The following is a 25,446-nucleotide window of genomic DNA, read 5'->3' on the forward strand; positions in this document are numbered from 1 at the left end:
CCTCGAAGGAGGGCTCCAGAAGGCTCCGCGATTCCTGGAGCCCTCCTTCGAGGCGGCTGACGCCGCACCTCAGGATGAGGGAGAGGACGGGAGGAGGTTGGCGCAACCATCGCGTTCGGTCCCGGCGTCAGCCCCGCCGTCATCGCGAGCGCAGCGAAGCGACCCAGGGCAGCGGGCCGCTTCCGATTATGGCGCTGCCCTGGATTGCTTCGCTCCGCTCGCAAGGACGGAGACGTTCGAGAGAAAGTCCCAAAGAAATGCCCCGCTTCGCCGCCAACCTCACGATGATGTTCAACGAGGTGCCGTTCCTCGACCGGTTCGAGGCCGCCGCCCGGTCAGGCTTCACGGCAGTGGAGTTCCTGTTCCCCTACGAGCACCCGCCCGAGGCCATCGCGGAAAGGCTGCGCGCCAACGGCCTGACCCAGGCGCTGTTCAACATGCCACCGGGGGACTTTTCCAGAGGCGAGAGGGGGTTGGCCGCGCTTCCTCACCGATTCGATGAAGTGAGGGCGGGCGTCGAGACCGCGCTTCGCTACGCCGAGGCGACGGGGGTGAAGCGCCTGCACCTGATGGCCGGGCTCGCCGACCCGGCCGATCCGGCGGCCCGGGATGCCTACCGCCGGGCAGTGGTCCATGCCGCCGAAAGGCTCGCCCCAGCCGGGCTCGACCTCGTGCTGGAGCCGATCAACACCCGCAACATGCCGGGCTACTTCCTCAACGATTTCGGGGCGGCGGCGGAGCTGATCCGTGAACTCGCCCTGCCGAACCTGAAGCTCCAGTTCGACCTCTACCATTGCCAGATCCTGCACGGCGACGTGACCATGCGCCTGCGGGCGCTGATGCCGATGGTCGGCCATGTCCAGACGGCGAGCGTGCCCGACCGGCACGAGCCCGGCACCGGCGAGATGGACGACGCGTTCCTGTTCGCGGAACTCGACCGGCTCGGCTACGACGAGTTCGTGGGCTGCGAGTACATCCCGGCGGGGAACACCGAGGCGGGCCTGTCCTGGTTCGCCCCCTATCGGAGGGCCTGACCCCGATGACGACCGCCAAGCCCCTCGCCCTCGGCTGCGTGGCCGACGACTATACCGGCGCTTCCGACCTCGCGAACACCCTGACCAAGGCGGGCCTGCGCACGGTGCAGACCATCGGCGTGCCCGCCCCCGACCTCCCGCTGCCGGAGACGGATGCGGTGGTGGTGGCCCTCAAGAGCCGCTCGATCCCGGCACCGGAGGCCGTCGCCCGCTCCCGCGAGGCGGAGGCGTGGCTGCGCCAGCGGGGCGCGGCGCACGTGATGTTCAAGGTCTGCTCGACCTTCGATTCCACCGATGCCGGCAATATCGGCCCCGTCGCCGACGCCCTGCGGGAGGCGGCGGGGGAGGCGATTGCGCTGGTCACCCCCGCCTTCCCGGAGACCGGCCGCAGCGTCTACCAGGGCAACCTGTTCGTCGGCGCCCTGCCCCTCGACGAGAGCCCGCTCAAAGACCACCCCCTCAACCCGATGCGGGACGCCAACCTCGTGCGGGTCCTGGCTCGCCAGAGCGCGAGCGCAGTCGGGCTCATCGATATGGCGACCGTCGCGAAGGGGCCGGAGGCGGTCGCCGCCCGGCTCGACGCGCTCGCCGCCGGGGGCAAGGGCGCGGCCATCGCCGACGCCATATTCGACCGTGACCTCGAAACGCTCGGGCGCGCCATCGTCGGCCGAAGGGTCTCCGTGGGCGCCTCGGGCCTCGGCCTGGGTCTCGCCCGCGCCCTGGCGGCGGACGGGCGCGGCACCCGGGACGCGGCCGGCGCCGCCGTGGGCGAGCCGGTCGGTGGGTATGCCGCCTGCCTCGCCGGAAGCTGCTCGCAGGCGACCCTCGGGCAGGTGGCGGCGGCGGAAGCCCTGATGCCGGTGCTGCACCTCGATGCCGGGCGGCTCCTCGCCGAGCCGGAGGCGGTGATTGCCGAGGCGCTGACCTTCGCCCGGGAGCGGATCGCGGCGGGGCCGGTGCTGATCGCCTCCTCCGCCGAGCCCGAGGCGGTGCGGGCCCTGCAATCCCGCCACGGATCCGAGGCCGCCGGCCATGCGGTCGAGGCTGCCCTGTCGGCCATCGCCGAGGGGCTGGTGGCGAGCGGGGTGCGCCGTCTCGTGATCGCCGGGGGCGAGACCTCCGGGGCGGCGGTGGACCGCCTCGGCCTGCGGGCCTTCCTGGTCGGCCCGGAGATCGCCGCCGGCGTGCCGGTGCTGCGCAGTGCCGGACGCCCGGAGCCGATGCTGCTCGCCCTCAAGTCGGGCAATTTCGGCGGCCCCGACTTCTTCGCCCGAGCCCTCGATATGATGGGCTGAGTTGCACCAGGGGCCTTGCCCCTGGACCCCACCAAAGGACCAAGTCCTTTGGGATCCCCCTGATTCTTGGAGGCTTCCCGTGCATGCTCTGATTCTCGGTGCCGCCGGCATGATCGGCCGGCGCCTCGTCGATGCCCTCGTGGACACGGGACAAGTCGGCGGGCAGCCGCTCACGGGGCTGACGCTCCTCGATGTGGTCGCCCCCACGGCGCCCGAGGGCGTGCCCGGCCCGGTGCGCGCGGAGGCCGCCGACCTGTCGGTGCCCGGCGCCGCCGAGGCGGCGATCCGCGACCGGCCGGAGGTGATCTTCCACCTCGCGGCGGTGGTCTCCGGCGAAGCGGAGGCGAATTTCGACCTCGGCTACCGGGTGAACCTCGACGCCACGCGGTTCCTGTTCGAGGCGATCCGCGCGATCGAGGGCTACCGGCCGAAGGTGGTGTTCACCTCCTCGCTCGCCGTGTTCGGCCCGCCCTTCCCCGCGGTGATCCCGGACGATTACATCCTGCGGCCGGCGACCTCCTACGGCACGCAGAAGGCGATGGGCGAGATGCTGCTCGCCGACTACGCGAGACGGGGCATCTTCGACGGGATCGGCCTGCGCCTGCCGACGATCTGCGTCCGCCCGGGCAAGCCGAACAAGGCGGCCTCGGGCTTCTTCTCCGGCATCATCCGCGAGCCGCTGGCCGGGCAGGAAGCCCGCCTGCCCGTGCCGGATACGGTGCGGCACTGGTTCGCGAGCCCGGCGGCGGCGGTGGGTTTCCTCACCCATGCGGCGGCTCTCGACCTCACCCGCCTCGGCACCCGCCGGAGCCTGACCATGCCGGGCGTCTCCGCGACGGTCGCCGAGGAGATCGAGGCCCTGCGCCGGGCCGCCGGCGACAAGGCGGTCGCCCTGATCCGCCGGGAGCCCGACGAGGCGGTGATGCGCATCGTCGAGACATGGCCCGCTGCCTTCGACACCCAGGCCGCAACGGACCTGGGCTTCCAGGCGGACGCCTCGTTCGACGCCATCGTGGCCCAGCACATCGCCGAGTTCCACGGGGGGTGAGGGGGGCTGAGTCCGCCCTCCCCACTTCATCGTCATTGCGAGCGAAGCGAAGCAATCCAGGAAAGCGAGACGTTTCCAACCGTAGCGCTGCTGGATTGCTTCGCTTCGCTCGCAATGACGGTGCGGGGGATAGCCGTATAGCGCGCACCCTCACAATTGTATTGACTGCCCTTCATCCAGACTGTCGTAGAACGCCTTGTCCGCCTTGAGGCCGGTCTTGGGGTAGCGTGCCAACTCGTCCTGGATCGGCCGGATGCGCTCAGCGAGCGTCTTGCCGGTCCGCGCCAGTTCGTGCACCAACGCGACCCGCACCGCCTCGGCCTTGCTCACGCCCGTCCGCGATGCCAATTTCTCGGCAAGCTGATCGACCTCGTCGCTGGCGATGGTGAGCGGCATGGCTGCCTCCGTGATGAGCGGGAAAAACGTAAGCCAGCCCGACCCTTGCCGCAAGCACACCAGACATTGAGAGAACCCGGATGACCCGCCTCGACGAGGCCCGCGCCGCGCTGAAGGAGACCTTCGGCTACGACGATTTCCGGCCCGGCCAGGACGAGGTGATCGGCGCGGTCCTCGACGGGCAGGACGTGTTCGCCGTGATGCCCACCGGCTCCGGCAAGTCGATGACTTACCAGTTGCCGGCCCTGGTCGATGCCGGGCTCACCGTGGTGGTCTCGCCGCTCATCGCCCTGATGCACGATCAGGTGCAGCAGATGCGCAGCGTCGGCATCCCGGCGGCGACCCTCAACTCCACCGTGCCGGAAGCCGAATCCCGCGAGGCGTGGCGGGCGATCCGCAACGGCACGATGCGCCTGCTGTTCGTCTCCCCGGAACGCCTCCTCATGGACGGCTGCATGGAGGCCCTGTGCGGGGCCGGGGTGCGGCGGCTCGCCGTGGACGAGGCCCATTGCGTCTCGCAATGGGGCCACGATTTCCGCCCCGAATACCGGGAGATCGCCCGGGCCCGGGAGGCTTTGGGCAACGTCCAGACCGTGGCCCTCACCGCCACCGCCGACGCCGCCACCCGGGCCGAGATCGCCGAGCGCCTGTTCCCCGAGGGGCGGCACCCAAAGATCTTCGTCCATTCCTTCGACCGGCCGAACATCCGCCTGACCTTCCAGCCGAAGGACAACCCGGCCCGACAAATCGAGCGGTTCCTCAGTCACCGCCGTTCCGAGAGTGGGATCATCTACTGCTCGTCGCGCAAGCGCACGGAGCAATTGGCCGAAACGCTCAGCAAGGACGGGTTCACCGCCCTGCCCTACCATGCCGGCCTCGACCAGGGGACGCGGGCCCGCAACCAGGACCGCTTCCTGCAGGAGGACGGGATGGTGATGACCGCCACCGTCGCCTTCGGCATGGGCATCAACAAGCCCGACGTGCGCTTCGTCATCCACGCCGACATGCCGACCAACGTCGAGGGCTACTATCAGGAGATCGGCCGCGCCGGCCGCGACGGCCTGCCCGCCGACACGCTGACCCTCTACGGCCTGGACGACATGGCGCTCCGCCGCCGCCAGATCGACGAGAAGGAGATCTCCGACGAGCGCCGCCGGGTCGAACGGCGCAAGCTCGAGGCGATGATCTCGCTCTGCGAGGGCGCCTCCTGCCGGCGGCAATCGCTGCTCGCCTATTTCGGCGAGACCAGCGGGCGCTGCGGTCGCTGCGACCTGTGTCGGGACGGGGTGGAGCTGGTGGACGGCACCGTGCCCGCCCAGAAGCTGCTCTCGGCCATCGTGCGCACCGGGCAGCGCTTCGGCGCGGCCTATGTCTGCGACGTGGTCCACGGCAAGGAGAGCGAGCCGATCCGCCGGAACGGCCATGACGGGCTGAAGACCTTCGGCGTCGGCGCCGACAAGCCGGTGGCGGCATGGCGGGCGATCCTGCGCCAGCTCTTCGCGGCTGGGGCGGTGGCGGAGAACGCCGACGGCTATGGCGGCCTCAGCCTCACCGAGAAGGGCACGGAGATCCTCTACGGGCGCGAGCCCATCACCCTGCGGCCGGACCCGGAACCCAAGCCAGAATCCCGCGAGCGCCGCCGGACGGCCCCCCGGGCGGCGGAGGAACTCGGCCTGCCGGAGGCGGACGAGGCGCTGTTCCAGCATCTGCGCGGCCTGCGCGCCACCATCGCGAGGGCGGAGGGAATCGCCGCCTTCATGGTCTTCCCGGACCGGACGCTGATCGAGATGGCCCGGCAAAAGCCCGTCGACCTCTGGGCGATGCGCGCGATCCACGGCGTCGGCGAGCGCAAGCGCGAGGCTTACGGCGATCGCTTCGCGGAGGCGATCAAGGAATACCTGAGCCACGCGGCGGAGACATAGGTTCCCCTCTCCCCGCCTGCGGGGAGAGGGCCGCGACGACCCCGTCGTCGGCGCGGCAGGGCGGCAGCCGAGGGTGAGGGGGCTTACCGGGGGAGTCTCATCCGGTGAGCCCCCTCACCGCCACTCCGGCTTCGCCTTCGCTTCCCGTTTGCACGACGAGGTGCAAACGGGCCTCTCCCCGCCAGCGGGGAGAGGGGACGCCCGCCACCGCACCAGCAAAACCCTCGCAGAATCACCCGATCGAGACCGAATCGATCCCCCCTTCGTTCACATGAGAGACAGCCCGGATGTTGCATCGCAGGTCCGGAACGCACTAATCCGTCGCGGCCACCTGAGCGCCCGGTCCGGGTTCCGCCGCCGTAGGCCAGTACGTCGAGACCGCCGCATGTTCCGCAACGATGTCCCGATCACGCCCGAGCTTGTGGCCCAGCACGGCCTCAAACCGGACGAGTATGACCGCTTCCGGGCGCTCATCGGCCGTGACCCGACGCTCACCGAACTCGGCATCGTCTCGGCGATGTGGAACGAGCACTGCTCGTACAAGTCCTCGCGAAAGCACCTGCGCGGGTTGCCGACCTCGGCGCCGTGGGTGATCCAGGGCCCTGGCGAGAACGCGGGCGTCATCGACATCGGCGACGGGCTGGCCTGCGTCTTCAAGATGGAGAGCCACAACCACCCGAGCTTCATCGAGCCCTACCAGGGCGCGGCGACAGGGGTGGGCGGCATCCTGCGCGACGTATTCACCATGGGCGCCCGGCCCATCGCGGCGCTCAACGCCCTGCGATTCGGCGATCCCGAGCATCCCCGCACCCGGGGCCTCGTCTCCGGCGTGGTGGCGGGCGTCGGTGGCTACGGCAATTCCTTCGGCGTGCCGACCGTCGGCGGGCAGGTTGGCTTCCATAGGCGCTACGACGGCAACATCCTTGTCAACGCCATGGCGGTGGGCCTCGCCAAGCAGGACGGCATCTTCTACGCGGCCGCGGCGGGCGTCGGGAACCCGATCGTCTATCTCGGCTCCAAGACCGGCCGGGACGGCATCCACGGCGCCACCATGGCCTCGGCCGAGTTCGATGAAGGCACGGAGGCCAAGCGCCCGACCGTGCAGGTCGGCGATCCCTTCGCCGAGAAGCTCCTCCTCGAAGCCTGCCTCGAACTGATGGCCTCGGGCGCGGTCATCGCCATCCAGGACATGGGCGCGGCGGGGCTGACCTGCTCGGCGGTCGAGATGGGCGCCAAGGGCGACCTCGGCGTCGAACTGGACATCGAGAAGGTCCCCGCCCGCGAGGCGGGCATGACCCCCTACGAGATGATGCTCTCGGAGAGCCAGGAGCGGATGCTCATGGTGCTCAAGCCCGGCATGGAGGCCGAGGCCGAGGCGATCTTCGTGAAGTGGGGCCTCGACTTCGCGGTGATCGGCAAGACCACCGACACCCTGCGGTTCGTCATCAAGTGGCACGGCGAGACGGTGGCCGACCTGCCGATCAAGGAACTCGGCGACGAGGCACCCCTCTACGACCGGCCGCACATCGCCAACACCCACCAAGCGGTGATCCAGGCCGGTGATGTCGCCGCGCCGGCCTCCCTGGCCGGGGCCCTGACGCGCCTCCTGGCCGCGCCGGACCTCGCCTCGAAGCGCTGGGTCTACGAGCAGTACGACCACTTCATCCTCGGCAACACCGTGCAGAAGCCCGGAGGCGACGCGGCCATCGTCCGGGTCGAGGACGGGCCGAAGGGCCTCGCCATCACCTGCGACGTGACGCCGCGCTACTGCGAGGCCGATCCGGTCGAAGGCGGCAAGCAGGCCGTGGCCGAGGCGTGGCGCAACATCACGGCGGTGGGCGCCCGGCCGCTCGCCATCACCGACAACCTCAACTTCGGCAACCCGGAGAAGCCGGAGGTGATGGGCCAGCTCGTCGGATGCCTCCAGGGCATCGGCGAGGCATGCCGGGCGCTGGACTTCCCGGTCGTGTCCGGCAACGTCTCCCTCTACAACGAGACCAACGGCGTCGGCATCCTGCCCACCCCGACCATCGGCGGCGTCGGCGTCCTCGACGACGTGACCCGGCACGCGACCATCGCCCTCAAGCGTGAGGGTGATGCCTTGGTTCTGATCGGCGCGGGCGAGGGCTGGCTCGGCCAGTCCGCCTACCTCGCCGTGGTCGAGGGCCGCGAGGAGGGCGCGCCGCCGCCGGTGGACCTGGGGCTCGAGCGCCGCAATGGCGATTTCGTCCGCGGGCTGATCGCCGCGGGCACCGTCGACACCGTCCACGACCTCTCCGATGGTGGCCTCGCGGTGGCGCTCGCCGAGATGGCGATGGCCGGCGGCATCGGCGCGGCCCTGCCCGAAGTGCCGGTGGACCTGCCCGCCCACGCCTACCTGTTCGGCGAGGATCAGGCCCGCTACCTGATCGCCGTGGAGCCCGAAGCCGCCGCCGACCTGCTCTACAGCGCTTCGGCGCAGGGCATCTCGGCCGCGGTCGTCGGCATCACCGGCTCCGACCGCCTCACCCTTCCCGGCGGCGAGACCATTCCCGTCGCCGACCTGCGCGAGGCCCACGAGGGCTGGATGCCGGCCTACATGGCGAGCCAGCCCGCGGCCCCCGCCGCCTGAACGGAGACGAACCCCATGCCGATGGATGCCCGCGAGATCGAGCGCATGATCGTCGAGGCCCTGCCCGACGCGAAGGTTGAGATCCAAGACCTCGCCGGGGACGGCGACCACTACGCCGCCACGGTCCTGAGCCACGCCTTCAAGGGCAAGACCCGTGTGGCCCAGCACCAGATGGTCTACGGGGCGCTCCAGGGGCGCATGGGCGGGGTGCTCCACGCCCTTGCGTTGACCACGGGCGTCCCGCAGGATTGAGGACCCACGCGGAAACGCTCCGGATGGATCGCGCCATGGATGACCGGCCGAACCTCTACGACGACGACATCGTGACCTGGGCCGACGAACAGGTGGCGGCCCTGCGTGCCCTCGCCGCCCGGAGCGACCTGTCGAACGCGGTCGACTGGGAGAACGTGATCGAGGAGATCGAGAGCGTGGGGAGGTCCGATTTCAAGGGTGTCGACAGTGCCCTCTCGCAGATGCTCGTTCACATCCTCAAATACATCTCCGCACCGCAATCCCAGCCGACGCAATCGTGGCGCGCGGAGATCGTGATGTTTCAGGCAGCGGCCTACCGACATTATCGGCCGTCGATGCACCAGCGGATCGATTGGGAACACCTTTGGACGAATGCCATGCGGCAGGCCGATGCATCGCTGAACATCTTCGGAGACAGGCTTCTGCGCGGTTTGCCGGCACAGATGCCTTTCACCCCCGAGGAACTGACAGCGAAGGATTTCAGCCTGGATCTCGCGCTCGAACGCCTCGCGGCCGTGTTGAAATCCACGCCCGACCGTCACTAGATCACGGATACGGAACCAAGGACTCCTCAATGACCGACGCCAACACGACCATCCAGAACGAGATCGCCTCCCAGGACGTGGTGGTCTTCATGAAGGGCACGCCGCAGATGCCGCAATGCGGCTTCTCGGGCCAGGTGGTGCAGATCCTCAATTACCTCGGCGTGCCGTTCAAGGGCGTGAACGTCCTGGCCGACCAGAGCATCCGCGAGGGCATCAAGGCCTTCTCCAACTGGCCGACCATCCCGCAGATCTACGTGAAGGGCGAGTTCGTCGGCGGTTGCGACATCACCCGCGAGATGTTCCAGTCGGGCGAACTCCAGACCTTCCTCGCCGAGAAGGGCGTGCCGGTGAAGACCGCCGCCGCATGAGGGCGGCCGGGCGCCCCGGCGCCCGGCATCGTCCGTTCCGTCGTTGCGAGCGCAGCGAAGCAATCCAGGGACACGCCACGGTCGGACACGGCCCGCTGCCCTGGATGGCTTCGCTTTCGCTCGCAATGACGGGGTTGGCGTGCGTTGCCGGGGGCGCATAGCCCTTAGACGGTCGCATCCGGCGGCGAGATCGCCTATATGAACTCCCTTCAACCGAAGGGATGTGCATCACCATGGCGACGCCGTCGCTCGACAGCGCCCGCGCGGCCGCTTTCTCCGCCATCGAGAAGACCCCCGAGTTCCGGCCCGAGCGCAGCGCCTTGCCCGGCCGGAAGCTCTCCCTCGTCGGCCTCACCCGCGACGAGCTAAAGGCGCAGCTTATCGAGGCCGGCGTGCCCGAGCGCGAGAGCCGGATGCGCGCGGGCCAGGTCTGGCACTGGATCAACCTGCGCGGCGCCACCGCCTTCGACCAGATGACCAATGTCGGCAAGGGCCTGAAGGCCGAGCTGGCGCAGCACTTCACCCTGGAACGGCCGGAGGTCGTCAGCCGGCAGGTCTCCCGCGACGGGACCCGCAAGTGGCTCCTGCGCATGGCGCCGACCAACGCGCAGGAGCACAACCGCGGCGCCGAGATCGAGTGCGTCTACATCCCCGGCCCGGACCGCGGCACGCTCTGCGTGTCGAGCCAGGTCGGCTGCACCCTCACCTGCTCGTTCTGCCACACCGGCACCCAGCGCCTCGTGCGCAACCTCTCCGCGGCCGAGATCGTCCAGCAGCTCGTGGTCGCCCGGGATGAACTCGGCGACTGGACCGGCCAGATGCCGAGCCGCGACGCCGCGGGTGCCGGCGAGGTTGGCCGCCTCGTCACCAACATCGTGTTCATGGGCATGGGCGAGCCCCTCTACAACTTCGACGCCGTGGTCGATGCGGTCGGGGTGATGTCGGACCAGGAGGGGCTCGGCCTGTCCCGGCGGCGGATCACCGTCTCGACTTCCGGCGTGGTGCCGCAGATCCCCCGCCTCGGCGCCGAAGCCAACGCCATGCTGGCGATCTCCCTCCACGCCGTGCGGGACGACCTCCGCGACGAGTTGGTGCCGCTCAACCGCAAGTATCCGATCCGCGACCTGCTCGCCGCGTGCCGGGCCTATCCGGGGCTCAACAACGCAAGGCGGATCACCTTCGAGTACGTGATGCTGAAGGGCGTCAACGATTCAGATGCCGACGCGAGGGAGCTCGTGCGGCTGCTCAAGGGCATCCCGGCGAAGATCAACCTGATCCCGTTCAACCCCTGGCCGGGCAGCCGCTACGAGTGCTCCGACTGGGAGCGGATCGAGCGCTTCTCGGAGATCGTGTTCAACGCCGGCTACGCCTCGCCCGTGCGCACGCCCCGGGGCCGGGACATCCTCGCCGCCTGCGGCCAGCTCAAGAGCGAGACCGAGAAGCTGCGCGTCCGCGCCCGGATGATGCTGGAGGACGGCATCGCCGAGGGGCTCTACATCAGCGACGAGGACTGACCCGCCGCCGGGGCGGGATCATCCCGCCTTCGGCCGCATCGCGACGGCGACGAGGGCGCTGGCCGCGAGCCATCCGGCGGCGCCGCTGCCGGCCTTCACGAGGAAGTCGCTCACCCGGCCGTGCCGGCTCGGCGAGAGCCCCTGCCCCGCCTCCAGAATGCCCGCCACGGCGAGGATGGCGATCAGGATCGCCAAGCGGTGCCGGGGGAAGGCGAGGACCGCGAGGGTCCCGAACAGGGCGTAGGCGGCGCACCGCTCCAGGTTGGCGGGCGCCACCTCCGGCCGCAGGCCGATGGGCGACAGGGTCACGAAGACGAGGACCGCCAGGACCGTCCAGAAGGCGAGCCGGAAAACGCTTTGCATAATTCGAGGGATACGCCTTCCGAATGGGCAGGGGGTGAATGGCCAGGGCATCGCCCCGGCACCCCACCCAGGGGCCTGAAGCCCTTGGGGATCCCCTGCTTAATCCAGGCGGACCCGCCAGATCTCCTCGGCATATTCGCGCATCGCCCGGTCCGAGGAGAACCACGCCATCCGCGCCGTGTTGCGGATCGCCTTGGCCCACCAAGCCGCAGGGTCGCGCCATGCGGCGTCGATCGACCGCTGGGTCCGCCAGTAATCGTCGAAGTCGGCGGTCAGCAGGTAGGGGTCGCGGTGGCGCAGGTCGTCGGTGAGGGGGCGGAACCGGCCCGGCTCCTCCGGCGAGAACCGCCCTGAGGCGATCATGTCCAACGCCGCCGCGAGGCGCGGGGACGCCTCGATCGCCGCCCTTGCATAGCCCGGCACCGCCTTCCGGGCCGCCACGCCCGCCGCGTCGAGGCCGAAGATGAAGATGTTCTCCGCCCCGACATGGTCGCGGATCTCGATGTTGGCACCGTCCAGGGTGCCCACCGTCAGCGCGCCGTTGAGGGCGAACTTCATGTTGCCGGTGCCGGAGGCTTCGAGCCCCGCCGTCGAGATCTGCTCCGACAGGTCGGCTGCCGGAATGATCGCCTCCGCGAGGCTCACCGAGTAGTTCGGCAGGAACACCACCTTCAGCCGGCCCGCCACCTGCGGGTCGTCGTTGACCGCCCGGGCCACATCGGCGGCGAGCTTGATGATGAGCTTCGCCTGGACATAGCTCGGCGCCGCCTTGCCACCGAAGATCTTGACCCGCGGGGTCCAGTCCCGGTGCGGCTCGGCCTTGATCGCCTGATACAGCGCCACGGTCTCGATCACGTTGAGCAATTGGCGCTTGTATTCGTGAATGCGCTTCACCTGCACATCGAAGAGCGCATCGGGGTCGATATCGATTCCCGTCCGGTCGGCGACGATGGCCGCGAGCGCCTGCTTGCGCTCCCGCCGGACGGCCCGGAACCGGGACACGAAGCCGTCATCCGCCGCGAAGCGGTCGAGCCCGGTCAGGAGCTCGGGGTTGTCGAGCACCCCCTCGCCCAGGGCCTCGACGGCGAGGCGGGTGAGGCCGGGATTGGCCGTGTGCAGCCAGCGCCGGAAGGTGATGCCGTTGGTCTTGTTGACGATCTTGTCCGGGTCGAGGGCGTGCAGGTCGGCGAAGACCGTGGATCGCATCAGGTCGGTGTGGAGGGCCGAGACGCCGTTCACCCGGCGGGCGCCGTGGAAGGCGAGGTGGCCCATCCGCACCCGCCGCCCGTTCGCCTCGTCGATCAGGGAGACGGAGGCGAGGTGGGCGGCGTCGCCCTTGCCCGACTTGCCCTGCTCCTCAAGGTGCATCCAGTTGATGAGGTAGATGATCTGCATGTGGCGCGGCAGCAGCCGCTCCATCAGTTCCACCGGCCAGGTCTCCAGCGCCTCGGGCAGGAGGGTGTGGTTCGTGTAGTGCAGGGTGTTGGTGGTGACGTGCCACGCATCCTCGAACGAGAGGCCGTGGTCGTCCGTCAGGATGCGCATCAGCTCCGGCACGGCGATGGCCGGATGGGTGTCGTTCAGCTGGATCGCCGCGTGGTCGGGCAGGGAGCGCAGGTCGCCCCGCTCGGCCCGGTGCCGGGCGACGAGATCCTGGAGGGAGGCCGAGGTGAAGAAGTATTCCTGGCGCAGGCGCAGCTCCTGCCCCTCCGCGGAGGCATCGCTGGGGTAGAGGACGCGGGAGATCGCCTCGGCGCGCATGCGCCCGGCGAGGGCGCCAACATGGTCGCCGCCGTTGAACCGGGCGAGGTCGATCGGGGCCTCCGCCTCGGCCTTCCAGAGGCGCAGGCTGTTGACCTGCCGCCCGCGCCAGCCGACCACCGGCACGTCGTGGGCCACGGCCAGGACCGTTTCCGCCGGCTGCCAGCGCCGGGCGATCCCGTCACCCGAGGCGGACATCGTCACCCCGCCGCCGAAACCGATCCGGTAGGTCGTCTCGGGCCGGGGGAACTCCCAGGGGTTGCCCTCGGCGAGCCACGTCTCCGGGGCCTCCTGCTGCCAGCCGTCCTTGAAGGATTGCCGGAACAGGCCGTGGTCGTAGCGGATGCCGTAGCCGAAGGCGGGGATCTTCAGGCTCGCCATGCTCTCCATGAAGCAGGCGGCGAGGCGCCCAAGGCCGCCATTGCCCAGCGCCGCGTCGGGCTCGGCATCCTGCACGGCGTCGAGGTCGATGCCGAGTTCCGCGAGGGCCTCACGCACGGTCTCGGTGAGGCCGAGATTGTTGAGCGCGTCCGACATAAGCCGGCCGATCAGGAACTCGAGGGAGAGGTAGTAGACCCGCTTCGGGGGAACCTGGGCGGCATTCGGCAGACCGGCCTCGGCGATCCGGTCGCGCAGGGCCAGGGCCGTGGCGACGAACCAGTCCCGGGGGCGGGCACTCTCCGGCGTGCAGCCGAGGACGAGGCCGAGCTTCGCCCGGATCGCCTCCCGCAGATCGACCACCTCGTCGCCGGACCCGGCGTGCAGGGATTTCGCCATCGCCGGCCTCGCCTTGGCTTTCCCATCGTCGCGTCCGGTATCGGACAGGGCGGCAGACGAAACGGCGCGCGTCAGAACGTCGGTTAACACAGTCGTTCCCCCAAATTCGTCGGCTGATTATGCTTCTTCGCAGATTGCCGCCGAATGAACAGGCGTTCTGCCTGACCCCGACCGCGCCAAGTGTGTGGACGGTCTCGGGCAAAGTCGAGGCAATGACCCGCTTGGACGGGCATCCCGCTTTCGGCAACATCGCACTGTGCCAAGATAGCCACAGCGCCGATGCAATCAAGCGTTGACCATCCGGGCCGGACTTGCGGCGGGTTTTGTGCGCTCTAGCCGCATTGCGAAATGAAGGAATGGTGTCCAGGAGCATCGCCAGGCCCGGAAACGATTCTTTTCGTTCGGCATCGCGGCGAACGATAACTGGGTTTTAACCGAAAAAGTGGCCCCGTTTGTGCGTCGCAGCGGAACTGGCGCAGGGGCAGGAGCGTTAGGCGTGGTTGAGATCGCGGCAATTCCGTTGGACCCGGTCTTTGCACAACCGGGGCATTTCACCCGGGCCGGGATCCCGCCGATGCTCCACGTGCACCGCTCCGGACTGACCGCGCGGAAGTCCGAGACGTGTTCGTACAAGTCCGTCGCCCCCCGTCTCCCGATGGGCCGACGCATCCTTTACGCTACTCCGGAGATGGCGGATTTCGTGAAGACCGGCGGCCTGGGCGAGGTGTCCGCCGCCCTGCCCCGGGCTCTCCGGAGCCTCTACGACGTCCGCGTCCTGATCCCCGGCTACCCGCAGGTGCGCGCGGCCTTCCCGGACATCCCGGTGGTGGCCCGGCTCGACGGGCTGGCGGGTATTCCCCCCTGCGATCTCGGCCTCGCCGAGACGGCCGACGGCCTGCGCGTCTACGTCCTCATCGCGCCGGAGCTCTACGAGCGCCCCGGCACGCCCTACGGCGACGCCGCGGGGGATTTCGCCGACAACGACGTGCGCTTCGCCCGCCTCAGTCTCGCGGCGGCGGACCTCGCCCTTGGGACCGATCCCGCCTGGGCGGCCGACCTCCTGCACCTGCACGATTGGCAGGCAGCCCTCGCGCCGGCCTATCTCGCATGGCGCGGCGTCCGCCTGCCGAGCGTGCTGACGGTGCACAACCTCGCCTATCAGGGCCTGTTCCCCCGGGACGGCATGCATCGCATCGGCGTGCCGGAGGCGGCCTTCCACATGGACGGCTGCGAGTTCTACGGGCAGCTCTCCTTCCTGAAGGCAGGCCTGTACTACGCCTCGCATGTCACCACGGTGAGCGAGACCTATGCCCGCGAGATCCAGACCCCGGATCTCGGCTGCGGCCTCGACGGGCTGCTGCGGGTCCGGGCCGGACAGGGGCGCCTCACGGGCATCCTCAACGGCATCGACGAGTCGTGGGACCCGCGCACCGACCCCCACCTCGCCCTGCCCTTCGAGGCGGACGACTGGAAGGGCAAGCGCGCCAACGCCGATTCGGTGCGCAAGAACTTCGGCCTCGCGGTCTCCCGCGGGCCGCTCTTCGCCATCGTGTCCCGGCTGGTCCACCAGAAGGGCATCGACCTGAGCCTCGAGGCGGCGCAGACCATCGTCGCCGAGGGCGGCCAACTCGTGGTGATCGGCCAGGGCGAGGGCCGGTTCGAGGGGGCGCTTCGCGGCTTCGCCAAGCGCCATCCGGAGCAGGTCGGCGTCCATGTCGGGTTCGAGGAGGGCCAAGCCCGGCGGATCTTCGCGGGCAGCGACTTCCTGCTGATGCCCTCGCGCTTCGAGCCCTGCGGCCTCGCGCAAATGTATGCCCAGCGCTACGGCTCCCTGCCGATCGTGCGCCAGACCGGGGGCCTCGCCGACACGGTCGAGGACGGATCGACGGGTTTTTCCTTCACGGAGCCCTCCCCCACCGGCCTCACCGGGGCGGTCCGCCGGGCCCTCGACGCGTTCGGGCAGAAGAAGCGCCTCAATACCATGCGCCGGAAGGCCATGTCCGCCCGGTTCGGCTGGGACCGGGCCGCGGAGAGCTACGCCGACCTTTACGCCCGGGCGATCGGCAACAGCGTCGCCCTGCGCTGGACCACGGTGTAGCCGGGCGTTCCCCGTCCACGTCTCGCGGGGGGACCGTCGACGTCCTTGCGAGCGTCAGCGAAGCAAGCCAGGGCAGCGGGACGTCTCAGGACGTGGCGCATCCCTGGATTGCTTCGCTCCGCTCGCAAGGACGGTGGTGCTGGCGAGCGAAGCGAACGGCGTCGGACCCTACCCTTCCCGCACGAAGATCACCGTCGCGAGGGGCGGCAGGGTCAGGCTCAGGGAGTGCTGCTGCCCGTGGCTCGGCTCCGCGTCGGCGGTGCGGCCACCGCTGTTGCCCACGTTCGAGCCGCCGTACTGCCCGGCATCGGAGTTGAACGCCTCCCGGTAGAAGCCCCCGGCCGGCACGCCGATCCGGTAGCCCTCCCGGGGGACCGGCGTGAAGTTCGACACCACAATGGCGATCTCGCCGCCCGCGCCCTTGCGCGCCCAGGCGATGACGCTGTTGTCCTGATCGTCGGCCACGAGCCACTGGAACCCGCCGTGCTCGGAATCCCGGCTGTAGAGGGCCGGCGTCGCCGCGTAGAGGCGGTTCAGGTCGCGCACCACGTCCTTGACGCCCTTGTGCAGCGGGTCGTCCAGAAGGTGCCAGTCGAGGCTGGCATCGTGGTTCCACTCCCGCTCCTGGCCGAACTCGCCGCCCATGAAGAGCAGCTTCTTGCCGGGGTGCCCCCACATGAAGCCGAAATAGGCGCGCAGGTTGGCGAACTTCTGCCAGCGGTCGCCGGGCATCTTGCCGAGCAGCGAGCCTTTCCCGTGCACCACCTCGTCGTGGGACAGGGGCAGGATGAAGTTCTCGGAGAAGGCGTAGAGCAGCCCGAAGGTCAGGTTGTGGTGGTGGTAGCGGCGATGGATCGGATCCTCCTGCATGAAGTGCAGGGTGTCATGCATCCAACCCATGTTCCACTTGAAGCCGAAGCCGAGGCCGCCCGTGTAGGTCGGGTGCGAGACGCCCGGCCAGGAGGTCGATTCCTCGGCCACCGTGATGGTGCCCGGCGCGTGGCTGTAGGTCGCCTCGTTGGTCTTGCGCAGGAAGTCGATGGCGTCGAGATTCTCGTTGCCGCCGTAGCGGTTCGGGATCCACTCGCCCTGGCGGCGCGAGTAGTCGAGGTAGAGCATCGAGGCGACGGCATCCACGCGCAGGCCGTCGAGGTGGTAGTGCTCCAGCCAGAACCGGGCGTTGGCGGTGAGGAAGCTCGCGACCTCGGTGCGCCCGAAATTGTAGATGTAGGTGCCCCAATCCTGGTGGAAGCCCTGGCGGGGGTCGGCATGCTCGTAGAGATGCGTGCCGTCGAACTGGCCGAGCCCGTGGGCGTCGAGGGGGAAGTGCCCCGGCACCCAGTCCAGCATCACGCCAATGCCGGCCTCGTGGGCGGCGTCGACGAAGGCGGCGAACTCCTCCGGCGTGCCGAAGCGGCTCGTCGGCGCGAACAGGGAGACAGGCTGGTAGCCCCAGGATCCGTCGAAGGGGAACTCGGTGATCGGCAGCATCTCGATATGGGTGAAGCCCATATCCTTGACGTAGGGGATCAGCCGCTCCCCCAGTTCCTTGTAGGTGAGGTAGCGGTTGCCCTCCTCCGGCACCCGCATCCACGAGCCGAGATGGACCTCGTAGATGGAGATCGCCGTATGGCGCGGGTCCTTGGCGCCGCGGCTGCCCATCCAGCCGTCGTCCCGCCAGTCGAAGGAACCCAATCCGTGCAGGATCGAGCCCGTGGCGGGCGGGTGCTCGGCGGCGAAGGCCACCGGGTCGGCCTTGAGGGGCACGAGGGCGCCGTCAGGCCCCCGGATCTCGAACTTGTAGCGCCCGCCGGGCTCGAGGCCCGGGACGAACAGCTCCCACACCCCGCCGTCCTGCCACAGTCGCATCGGGTTGCGGCGGCCGTCCCATTCGTTGAAGTCGCCGACGACGCTCACCTTCTTGGCGTTGGGCGCCCAGACGGCGAAGCGGAAACCGTCGATCCCGTCGAGGCGCCCGGCCTGGGCGCCGAGGATCCGGTAGACGAGGTTGGTGCCGACCTCGCGCAGGCCCGCGACGTCGTACTGCTCGATGGACGAGCCGAACCCGTAGGGGTCGTAGCGGCGGCTCGTCCGGCCGTCCCAGGTCTCGACCTCGATCTCGTAGAGGGGGCGGCCCTCCCCTTCGACGCGGGCGACGAAGAAGCCGTCGTTGTGCCGCTTCTCGAAGGGCACCTGGCTCCCGTCGAGGATCAGGCGCGCGGCCCGGGCCTCGGGCAGGACGGCGCGGACCTCCCAGTGTTGGGGGCCGACCCGGTGCGGACCGAGCACGGAGAAGGGGTCGCCGTGGCTGGCGGCCATGATCGCGGCGACCGCATCCGGGTGGACGGTCGGGATCGCGGGGGACGCGGCGCGCTCGGAGCCTGCGACGGAGCCGGAAGCTCCCTCCCCGGCCCGCGGCGCGAAGGTCTCGTCGGTCACCGTCATTCGGAACGCTCTCCGTCCTCGTCCAGAATGGAAAGAACCCCCCTTGCGGGAATTTCGATCCAGTCCGGACGGTTGTTGGCCTCGTAGTCCACCTCGTAGAGCGCCTTGGTCAACAGGCAGAGCCGCAGGAGGCGCTCACGGGTGGCGGGGTCGGTCACGGCGGCCCGGGTGCCCTCGACGGCACCCTGGTAGCCGGCGAGGAAGGCTGCATCGATCATGCCGCGCCACGCGGTGGCGGCGGCCCGGGCCCGCTCCTCCGAATCGGCGAAGCGGCTGGTGATCTCGCGGATCACCGTCTCGGCGCCGTAGGCGAAGGAGCGCATCATCCCGGCGACGTCGCGCAGGGGCATCGATTTGGCCCGCCGCTCGTCCGCCGGCCGCGAGGGCTCGCCCTCGAAATCCACGATGATCAGGTCGCTCTCGGCCACCAGCACCTGCCCGAGGTGGTAATCCCCGTGGATGCGGATCCGGTGCGCCCCCCGGGGGGCGCCGTCGGCGAGGCGCTCGATCAGCGCCTCGACCTCCGCCCGGCGGCCCAGAAGGTTGGCGCAGGCCTCCTTCCCGGCGTCGAGGCCCCGCTCGGCAAGGCCCTTGAGGCCCCGGAACGCCCGCTCCGCCTGATGGCGCGCGTCCTTGGCGAGGGTGGCGAGGTCGCCCTCCTCGAACGGCTCGGCGGCGAAGGCCGGGTCGTCCGTCTCCATGGCGAAGGCGGCGTGCATCTGGGCCGTGCGCTGGCCGAGGAGGTCGGCCCAGCGCATGTGATCGCGGAACGCCTCCTCCGGGCCGAGCGCCTCGCTCTCGGGGGCGAGCACCACGGTCTCGAAGTCCCGGCGCAGGCCCTCCAGCATCAGGGTCCACGCATCGCCCTGGTTGAGGACGAACCTCTGCAGCACGGCGAGCGCCGTGCGGGTGCCGTCCTCGGCGACGTGTTCCAGGGTCCCGAGCAGGGCCGGGGTGTGGGGGAAGCCCGCCACCTCCGTGAGGAAGCGCCCGACCTCGATCTCCGGGTGCATCCCCGGCTGGAGCCGGCGCAGGAGCTTGAGCATCAGCTTCGAGCCCACCGCGATGGAGGTGTTGCTCTGCTCGGCCTTGAGGCGGCGGATGTCCGCCACATCGATGGTGATGCCCGGATCGAAGGCGGAGGTGGTCGAGAAGACGAGCCGGCCGCCCTCGGTCGGGATCTCCCGGTGCAGGCGCATGTCCTCGATGAGGCAGGCGGCGAAGTCGTTGGAGCCGGCCGCCCCGTAGAGCAGGCCGGTGCGCGGGCCCCGGCGCACCCGCGCCACGGCGAATTCCATCAGGTCCGCATCCTCGCGGCCCTCGTCGACGCCCACCGGCACGAAGTACTCGTGGGTCTCGCCGTTGGCGAGCGAGACGGCCAGACGCGGCAGCAGGTAGCGCGGCTCGCCGCCCTCGCGAGGGCCGAAGGCCGCGCAATCGATGACCTTCACGCCCTTGATCCGCGAGCCCTTGGCCCCGAACCAGCGGCGGCTCGTCAGGAACGGCGGCACCACGGTGCGCTCGAAGGCGACGCGCTCGCGCCCCGCCATCAGGCTCTCGATGCCCCCGGTGAGCACCATGGTGAACAGCTCCGGCGGCTCCTGCTGCGGGCCGATGACGCCCGAGCGCGCGGCCGACAGGGAGAACCAATAGAAGCCGTAGGCCGGCAGGGTCAGCAGGTAGGGCAACTCGCCGATGGCCGGGAACTCGGTGCCGCCGGTGAGCTCAATCGGCACCGCCGTGCGGAACTCCGACAGGTCGAGCTGCACCGCCTGGGGCGCCCGGGAGAGGTTGGCGACGCAGAGGACCCGCTCGCCCTCGTGCTCGCGGATCCAGGCGAGCACCTTGCGGTTCGACGGGTACAGGAACTGGATCGTCCCCCGCCCCAGCGCCACGCTGTTGTTGCGGATGGCGATCATCCGCCGGGTCCAGTTCAGCAGGCTGGTCTGGGCCTGGGTCTGCGCCTCGACGTTGATGGCGTCGAAGCCGTAGATCGGGTCCTGGATCGCCGGCAGGAACAACTTCTGCGGGTTCGCCCGGGAGAAGCCGCCGTTGCGGTCCGGGCTCCACTGCATCGGCGTGCGCACCCCGTCGCGGTCGCCGAGGTAGATGTTGTCGCCCATGCCGATCTCGTCGCCATAGTAGAGCACCGGCGTGCCGGGCATCGACAGGACGAGGGACTTCATCAATTCGATCTTGCGCCGGTCGTTCTCCAGCAGCGGCGCGAGGCGGCGGCGGATGCCGAGGTTGATCCGGGCCCGGCGCTCGGCGGCGTAGAACGACCAGAGATAATCGCGCTCTTCAGCGGTCACCATTTCGAGCGTGAGCTCGTCGTGGTTGCGCAGGAAGATGGCCCACTGGCAGCCCTCCGGGATTTCCGGGGTCTGGCGCATGATGTCGGTGATCGGGTGCCGGTCCTCCCGGGCGATCGCCATGTACATCCGCGGCATCAGCGGGAAGTGGAACGCCATGTGGCATTCGTCGCCGTCGCCGAAATACTGCGCGGTCTCCTCCGGCCACTGGTTGGCCTCGGCCAGCAGCATCCGGTCCGGGTAGCTGGCGTCCAGCGCCGCCCGGATCGCCTTGATGACGTCGTGGGTCTCTTTCAGGTTTTCGCAGTTCGTGCCGTCGCGCTCGATCAGGTAGGGGATCGCGTCGAGCCGCAGGCCGTCGACGCCCATGTCGAGCCAGTAGCGCATCACGTCGATGACCGCTTCCAGCACCTTCGGGTTGTCGAAGTTTAGGTCGGGCTGGTGGCTGTAGAACCGGTGCCAGAAATACTGCTTGGCGACCGGGTCCCAGGTCCAGTTCGACGCCTCGGTGTCGAGGAAGATGATCCGCGTGTCCTTGTACGGCTCGTCGGTGTCCGACCAGACGTAGAACTCGCGCTCCGGGGAGCCGGGGGGCGCCTCGCGGGCGGCCTGGAACCAGGGGTGCTGGTCCGAGGTGTGGTTGATGACGAGCTCGGTGATGACCCGGAGGCCCCGCTCGTGGGCGGCGTCCACGAAGGCGCGGAACTGCTCCATCGTCCCGTAGGAGGGGTTGATGTCCTCGTAGTCGGCGATGTCGTAGCCGTCGTCCCGGAGCGGCGAGGGGTAGAACGGCATCAGCCAGATCGCCGTGACTCCGAGGTCGCGGACGTAATCGAGCCGCTGGGTCAGCCCCTCGAAGTCGCCGATCCCGTCATTGTTCGAGTCGAAGAACGACTTGACGTGGATCTGGTAGATGATGGCGTCCCGGTACCATTGCGGATCGCTGCGATCGATCATCGCGTCGCTGCCTCATCGGTGAAGTCGAAGGAACCGGCCGAGAACGCGACCGGCGGCCGGGCGGTCGTCGAGACCGCCGCAGGTGCCACGGGCGGCCTCAGCCTGCAACCCGTCGTGGTGAGGTCAGGCGCCAGATGACACAGGACCGTTCCGCCGGATCGAGGGCGATCCGGTGCCCCTTGCCCCGCAGGGAGAAGGTGTAGCCCTGGAGAAGGTCCTCGACCTCCACCGCCCCGTCGTCGGGCAGGCCGAAGAGCCACAGGGGCACCTCGTAGCTGCATTCCTGACGGTTCTTGGGGTCGAGGTTCACCATCACGAAGACGCAGTTGTCGCCGTTCGGCGTGGTCTTCGCGTAGGCGATGATGTTCTCGTTCCAGGCCGGTGTGAAGGCGACGTTGCGGAAGTCCCACAGGGCGGGGTTCTCCCGCCGGATCCGGTTGAGCTTGACGATGTGCTCGCGGATGTTGCCCGGCCGGTCGTAATCCCACGCCTTGATCTCGTATTTCTCCGAGTTCAGGTACTCTTCCTTGCCGGGATAGGGCGCGGCCTCGCACAATTCGAAGCCGTTGTAGATCCCGTAGACGGATGAGAGCGTGGCCGCCAGAGTCGCGCGCACCACGAAGCCTGCGCGCCCGCTGGTCTGGAGATAGTAGGGGTTGATGTCCGGCGTATTCGCAAAAAAATTCGGGCGATAGTACTCGCCCATCTCGCCCGCGAGTTCGGTGCCGTACTCGATCAGCTCGGCCTTGGTGTTGCGCCACGTGAAGTAGGTGTAGCTCTGCTGGTAGCCGGCCTTGGCGAGCTTCTTCATCATCTTCGGCCGGGTGAAGGCCTCCGCGAGGAAGATCGCGTCGGGGAAGGCGCCGTTGACCTCGCCGATCACCCATTCCCAGAAGGGAATCGGCTTGGTGTGGGGGTTGTCGACCCGGAAGATCCGCACCCCGCGCTGGCACCAGCCGAGGAGGATGTCCCGCAACTCGATCCAGAGGGACGGCAGGGCGCCGCCGTAGAAGTGGACGTTCGAGATGTCCTCGTACTTCTTCGGCGGGTTCTCGGCGAACTTGAGCGTCCCGTCCGGGCGCCATTCGAACCATTCCGGGTGGTTCTTGATCCAGGGATGGTCCGGCGAGCACTGGATCGCGAAATCGAGGGCGATCTCCATGCCGTAGGCGTGGCTCGCCGCCACCAGCCGCTCGAAATCCTCCAGCGTACCGAGGTCCGGGTGGACGGCCTCGTGGCCGCCCTCCTCCGCGCCGACCGCGTAGACCGAGCCGACATCGCCGGGCAGCGCCTTCAGGGTGTTGTTCTTGCCCTTGCGGTTGGTGCGCCCCACCGGGTGGATCGGCGTGAAGTAGAGCACATCGAAGCCGAGTTCGCGGATCTCCGGAAGCCTTGCGATCACGTCATCGAACGTACCGTGGCGGTTGACGTCCATCGACTGCGAGCGGGGGAAGATCTCGTACCAGGCCGAGAACCGGGCCGCGAGGCGGTCGGCGATGACGGGGATGATCACCGGATAGCGCGACAGGTTCACCCGCTCGGCATGGGGCCGCACCAGGACAACGGAATCCGCCGCCAGGATTTTGTCGAGCTGGGCCGCGGAGCCCTTCTGCTCGGCGTTGAGTGCCGCAACCAGGGCCGCCAGGCGGTCCTTGTCCCGGCCGGTCGCCAGGGCGGCGGCTGTCTCGACGAGGGCAACGCCCTCGATGGTCTCAAGCCGCACGTCCACCCCGGCGTCGCGCTTCTTGATCGTGTCGCGCATCCACGACGCGAAGGGGTCGCGCCACGCCACGAGGGTGAATTCGTAGCGGCCGTTGCGCTCCAGGGGGAAGCGGCCCGCCCAGCGGTCGTTGTCCACGAAGACCATCGGGTCCTCGCGCCACTCACCCGCCCCGGCGAGGCGCGAATGGATCGCGGCAGCGATGATCTCGTGGCCGTCGGAGAAGATGTCGGCCTCGACCCGCAATTCCTCACCGACGACCCGCTTCACCGCCGAGCGGCCGCCGTCGAGTTCCGGGGTCACGGCCTCGATGACGACCCGGCCCTCGCCAGCGGGCTCGCCCTTGGAGGGCAGGCGGGCGACGGCGGCCTTGGCGGCCGCGAGGATGCGCAGCTCGCCCGGGGCGAGGTCCACATGGCTGCCCGTATGGAAGGCGATGGGCTCGACCATCGGCGTCCGGTCCACGAAGGGGCCGAGCAACCCGCCCGTGCGGGCGATGAGCGGCCCGGCCTCCACCGGGGCCGGCGCCCCGGTCGGGTTGTAGAGCACGATCACCGCATGCCGGGCGGAGGCGTGGTGGCCGGTGTCATAGCGGGCCAGCGCCACGAAGCCGGCATCCGGCGAGGAGAGCCGCGCCTGCGCCCCCTCGACGTTGGCGGCGGGCAACTCGGCCTTGAGGGCGTTGATCGCCCGGACGTAGTCGGAGATGTCGATGCCGGTGTCGTGCTCCCGGTCGCCCGGATGGCTGTCGACGACGTGGAGCGCCCGGCGGTAGCCCCATTCGTAGCCGATCGGCATCAGCACGCCCGCCGAGAAGAAGGCGGCCAGCGCGTAGCGGGTGCGCAGCTGCGCCGCCACCGCCTCCGGCCCGCCGCCGATCCCGGCGGCGAGGCGCTTCATGTCGTGGTTCTCGGGGAAGGCGATGGAGGGGGCGAGGATGCGCAGGCGCTCGTACTGCTCCAGGGCCCAGGGGGCCTTCAGGTCCCACCACGCGAAGGAGTTGAACAGGTAGTCGAACCCGGCCCCGGCGGTGGCCCGGGCCTCCTCGAAGGTGCAGCCCAGGGTCTCGGCGGCGAAGAGGCAGGTCGGGTCCTTCTCCTTGGCGGCGGCGATGAGCACGCGCCACACCTCCGGCGGCACCTTGTAGGCGGCATCGCAGCGGAAGCCGCCGACGCCGAGATCCTGCATCCGGGCGACGTAGCCGGCGAAGATCTCCGTCAGCGCCTGCCGGGCGGCGGGGCTATGGTAGTCGAGTTCGGCGAGGTCGCCCCAGACCGTGCGGATCGACGGGTCGTCCGGATCGACGGCGGCCGGATGCATGATCGAGCCGTCGGGTTCGCGCATGAACAGGTCGGGGCGCTCGTGCACGAGGCGGGCATTGTCGGCGGTGTGGTTGATGACGAGGTCGGTCATCACGCCGATCCCGGCGGCCCGGGCGGCGGCGCAGAACCGGCGGATCTGCTCGTCGTCGGGAGTGCCGTCCTGATCGCGCAGGCGCTCGTCGAGGCGGTCCGTATCGGCGACCGCGTAGAGGCTCTTCGAGCCGCCGGTCTGGTGGAACGGGTTGAGGTAGATCCAGTCGAAGCCGAGATCGGCGATGCGCGGCAGTTCCCTGGCCCAATCCGCCACCCGCCCGACGAGGAGCGGGAACAGGTTGTAGATCCGCGGCCCCTCGGCCCGTGGGGCGAGGGAGGCCGGCAACACGCCAGGGGTGCCCGTCGCCTGCGCGGGCGCTGCCGCCTTGGTCGGTGCGTTCATCCGGATGTCTCTCCTGCCTGCTCGCTAACGCGTGAAGCGCACGCCCGTGCCGCCTTTTCGCGCGTCTGTCGTATGCTGCTGCCCTACCGCGGGACCTGTGACGGTCTCGGGTCACCCTTCGTGCTCGGCTGCGGCCGCCCCCAATCTCACCCCGCCTCCTCATCCTGAGGTGCTGCGCAGCAGCCTCGAAGGAGGGCTCCAGATGGCTCAGCGATCCCTGGATCCCTCCTTCGAGGCCCGCTGACGCGAACACCTCAGGATGAGGCCTTC

Annotated in this window: 16 protein-coding genes; 10 read left to right on the plus strand and 6 right to left on the minus strand. The window is 69.4% G+C overall.

Features of this window, described 5'->3' with window-relative positions:
• Window positions 1-257: 257 nt before the first annotated feature.
• From otnI to denD, 3 genes are all read left to right on the plus strand, one after another.
• Window positions 258-1,034: a 2-oxo-tetronate isomerase gene (gene otnI / locus MFF22_RS19265; protein WP_238251123.1), complete on the plus strand. Its 777-nt coding sequence runs from the start codon at window positions 258-260 to the stop codon at window positions 1,032-1,034.
• A 5-nt stretch (window positions 1,035-1,039) separates the two neighbouring features.
• Window positions 1,040-2,329 carry a 3-oxo-tetronate kinase gene (gene otnK, locus MFF22_RS19270; RefSeq protein WP_238251126.1) on the plus strand — a complete coding sequence of 430 codons (1,290 nt, stop codon included), beginning with the start codon at window positions 1,040-1,042 and terminating at the stop codon, window positions 2,327-2,329.
• A 79-nt stretch (window positions 2,330-2,408) separates the two neighbouring features.
• On the plus strand, window positions 2,409-3,377 hold the full coding sequence (gene denD, locus MFF22_RS19275; RefSeq protein WP_238251149.1) for a D-erythronate dehydrogenase: 969 nt from the start codon (window positions 2,409-2,411) through the stop codon (window positions 3,375-3,377).
• Window positions 3,378-3,527: 150 nt separating this feature from the next.
• Here the strand turns inward: denD and MFF22_RS19280 are convergent, their stop codons facing one another.
• On the minus strand, window positions 3,528-3,773 hold the full coding sequence (locus MFF22_RS19280; RefSeq protein WP_238251159.1) for a type II toxin-antitoxin system VapB family antitoxin: 246 nt from the start codon (window positions 3,771-3,773) through the stop codon (window positions 3,528-3,530).
• Window positions 3,774-3,853: 80 nt separating this feature from the next.
• Between MFF22_RS19280 and recQ the strand changes: the two genes are divergently transcribed.
• The 6 genes from recQ (at window position 3,854) to rlmN (ending at window position 10,985) form a co-directional block, all read left to right on the plus strand.
• Window positions 3,854-5,695 carry a DNA helicase RecQ gene (gene recQ / locus MFF22_RS19285; RefSeq protein WP_238251161.1) on the plus strand — a complete coding sequence of 614 codons (1,842 nt, stop codon included), beginning with the start codon at window positions 3,854-3,856 and terminating at the stop codon, window positions 5,693-5,695.
• Between the two features lie 385 nt (window positions 5,696-6,080).
• Window positions 6,081-8,306, plus strand: a complete 2,226-nt coding sequence (gene purL / locus MFF22_RS19290) for a phosphoribosylformylglycinamidine synthase subunit PurL (RefSeq protein ID WP_238251163.1) — start codon at window positions 6,081-6,083, stop codon at window positions 8,304-8,306.
• Between the two features lie 15 nt (window positions 8,307-8,321).
• The gene (locus tag MFF22_RS19295) at window positions 8,322-8,558 is read left to right on the plus strand and encodes a BolA/IbaG family iron-sulfur metabolism protein (protein WP_238251170.1); all 237 of its coding nucleotides are present in this window, start codon (window positions 8,322-8,324) and stop codon (window positions 8,556-8,558) included.
• A gap of 35 nt (window positions 8,559-8,593) precedes the next feature.
• The gene (locus tag MFF22_RS19300; RefSeq protein ID WP_283206196.1) at window positions 8,594-9,103 is read left to right on the plus strand and encodes a DUF29 domain-containing protein; all 510 of its coding nucleotides are present in this window, start codon (window positions 8,594-8,596) and stop codon (window positions 9,101-9,103) included.
• A 29-nt stretch (window positions 9,104-9,132) separates the two neighbouring features.
• On the plus strand, window positions 9,133-9,471 hold the full coding sequence (gene grxD, locus MFF22_RS19305) for a Grx4 family monothiol glutaredoxin (RefSeq protein ID WP_238251180.1): 339 nt from the start codon (window positions 9,133-9,135) through the stop codon (window positions 9,469-9,471).
• A 233-nt stretch (window positions 9,472-9,704) separates the two neighbouring features.
• Window positions 9,705-10,985, plus strand: a complete 1,281-nt coding sequence (rlmN, locus tag MFF22_RS19310; RefSeq protein ID WP_238251189.1) for a dual-specificity RNA methyltransferase RlmN — start codon at window positions 9,705-9,707, stop codon at window positions 10,983-10,985.
• An 18-nt stretch (window positions 10,986-11,003) separates the two neighbouring features.
• On the opposite strand, the gene MFF22_RS19315 is transcribed toward rlmN, so the two are convergent.
• Window positions 11,004-11,348, minus strand: coding sequence for a hypothetical protein (locus tag MFF22_RS19315; RefSeq protein ID WP_238251191.1), 345 nt, complete (start codon window positions 11,346-11,348; stop codon window positions 11,004-11,006).
• 99 nt (window positions 11,349-11,447) lie between these two features.
• Window positions 11,448-13,886 carry a glycogen/starch/alpha-glucan phosphorylase gene (locus MFF22_RS19320; protein ID WP_238251192.1) on the minus strand — a complete coding sequence of 813 codons (2,439 nt, stop codon included), beginning with the start codon at window positions 13,884-13,886 and terminating at the stop codon, window positions 11,448-11,450.
• A 655-nt stretch (window positions 13,887-14,541) separates the two neighbouring features.
• On the opposite strand from MFF22_RS19320, the gene glgA reads away from it, so the two are divergent.
• Window positions 14,542-15,984, plus strand: a complete 1,443-nt coding sequence (glgA, locus tag MFF22_RS19325) for a glycogen synthase GlgA (RefSeq protein ID WP_370877579.1) — start codon at window positions 14,542-14,544, stop codon at window positions 15,982-15,984.
• 168 nt (window positions 15,985-16,152) lie between these two features.
• Here the strand turns inward: glgA and glgB are convergent, their stop codons facing one another.
• From glgB to MFF22_RS19340, 3 genes are all read right to left on the minus strand, one after another.
• On the minus strand, window positions 16,153-18,429 hold the full coding sequence (gene glgB, locus MFF22_RS19330) for a 1,4-alpha-glucan branching protein GlgB (protein WP_238251195.1): 2,277 nt from the start codon (window positions 18,427-18,429) through the stop codon (window positions 16,153-16,155).
• Entirely contained in the window at window positions 18,426-21,698 is a 3,273-nt protein-coding gene (gene treS / locus MFF22_RS19335; RefSeq protein ID WP_238251205.1) for a maltose alpha-D-glucosyltransferase, read from the minus strand. The genes glgB and treS overlap by 4 nt, the downstream gene beginning before the upstream one ends.
• Window positions 21,699-21,795: 97 nt before the next feature.
• Window positions 21,796-25,176: a maltotransferase domain-containing protein gene (locus MFF22_RS19340; protein ID WP_238251207.1), complete on the minus strand. Its 3,381-nt coding sequence runs from the start codon at window positions 25,174-25,176 to the stop codon at window positions 21,796-21,798.
• Window positions 25,177-25,446 lie beyond the last annotated feature (270 nt).

Source organism: Methylobacterium persicinum (assembly GCF_022179525.1).
GTDB classification, from domain to species: domain Bacteria; phylum Pseudomonadota; class Alphaproteobacteria; order Rhizobiales; family Beijerinckiaceae; genus Methylobacterium; species Methylobacterium persicinum.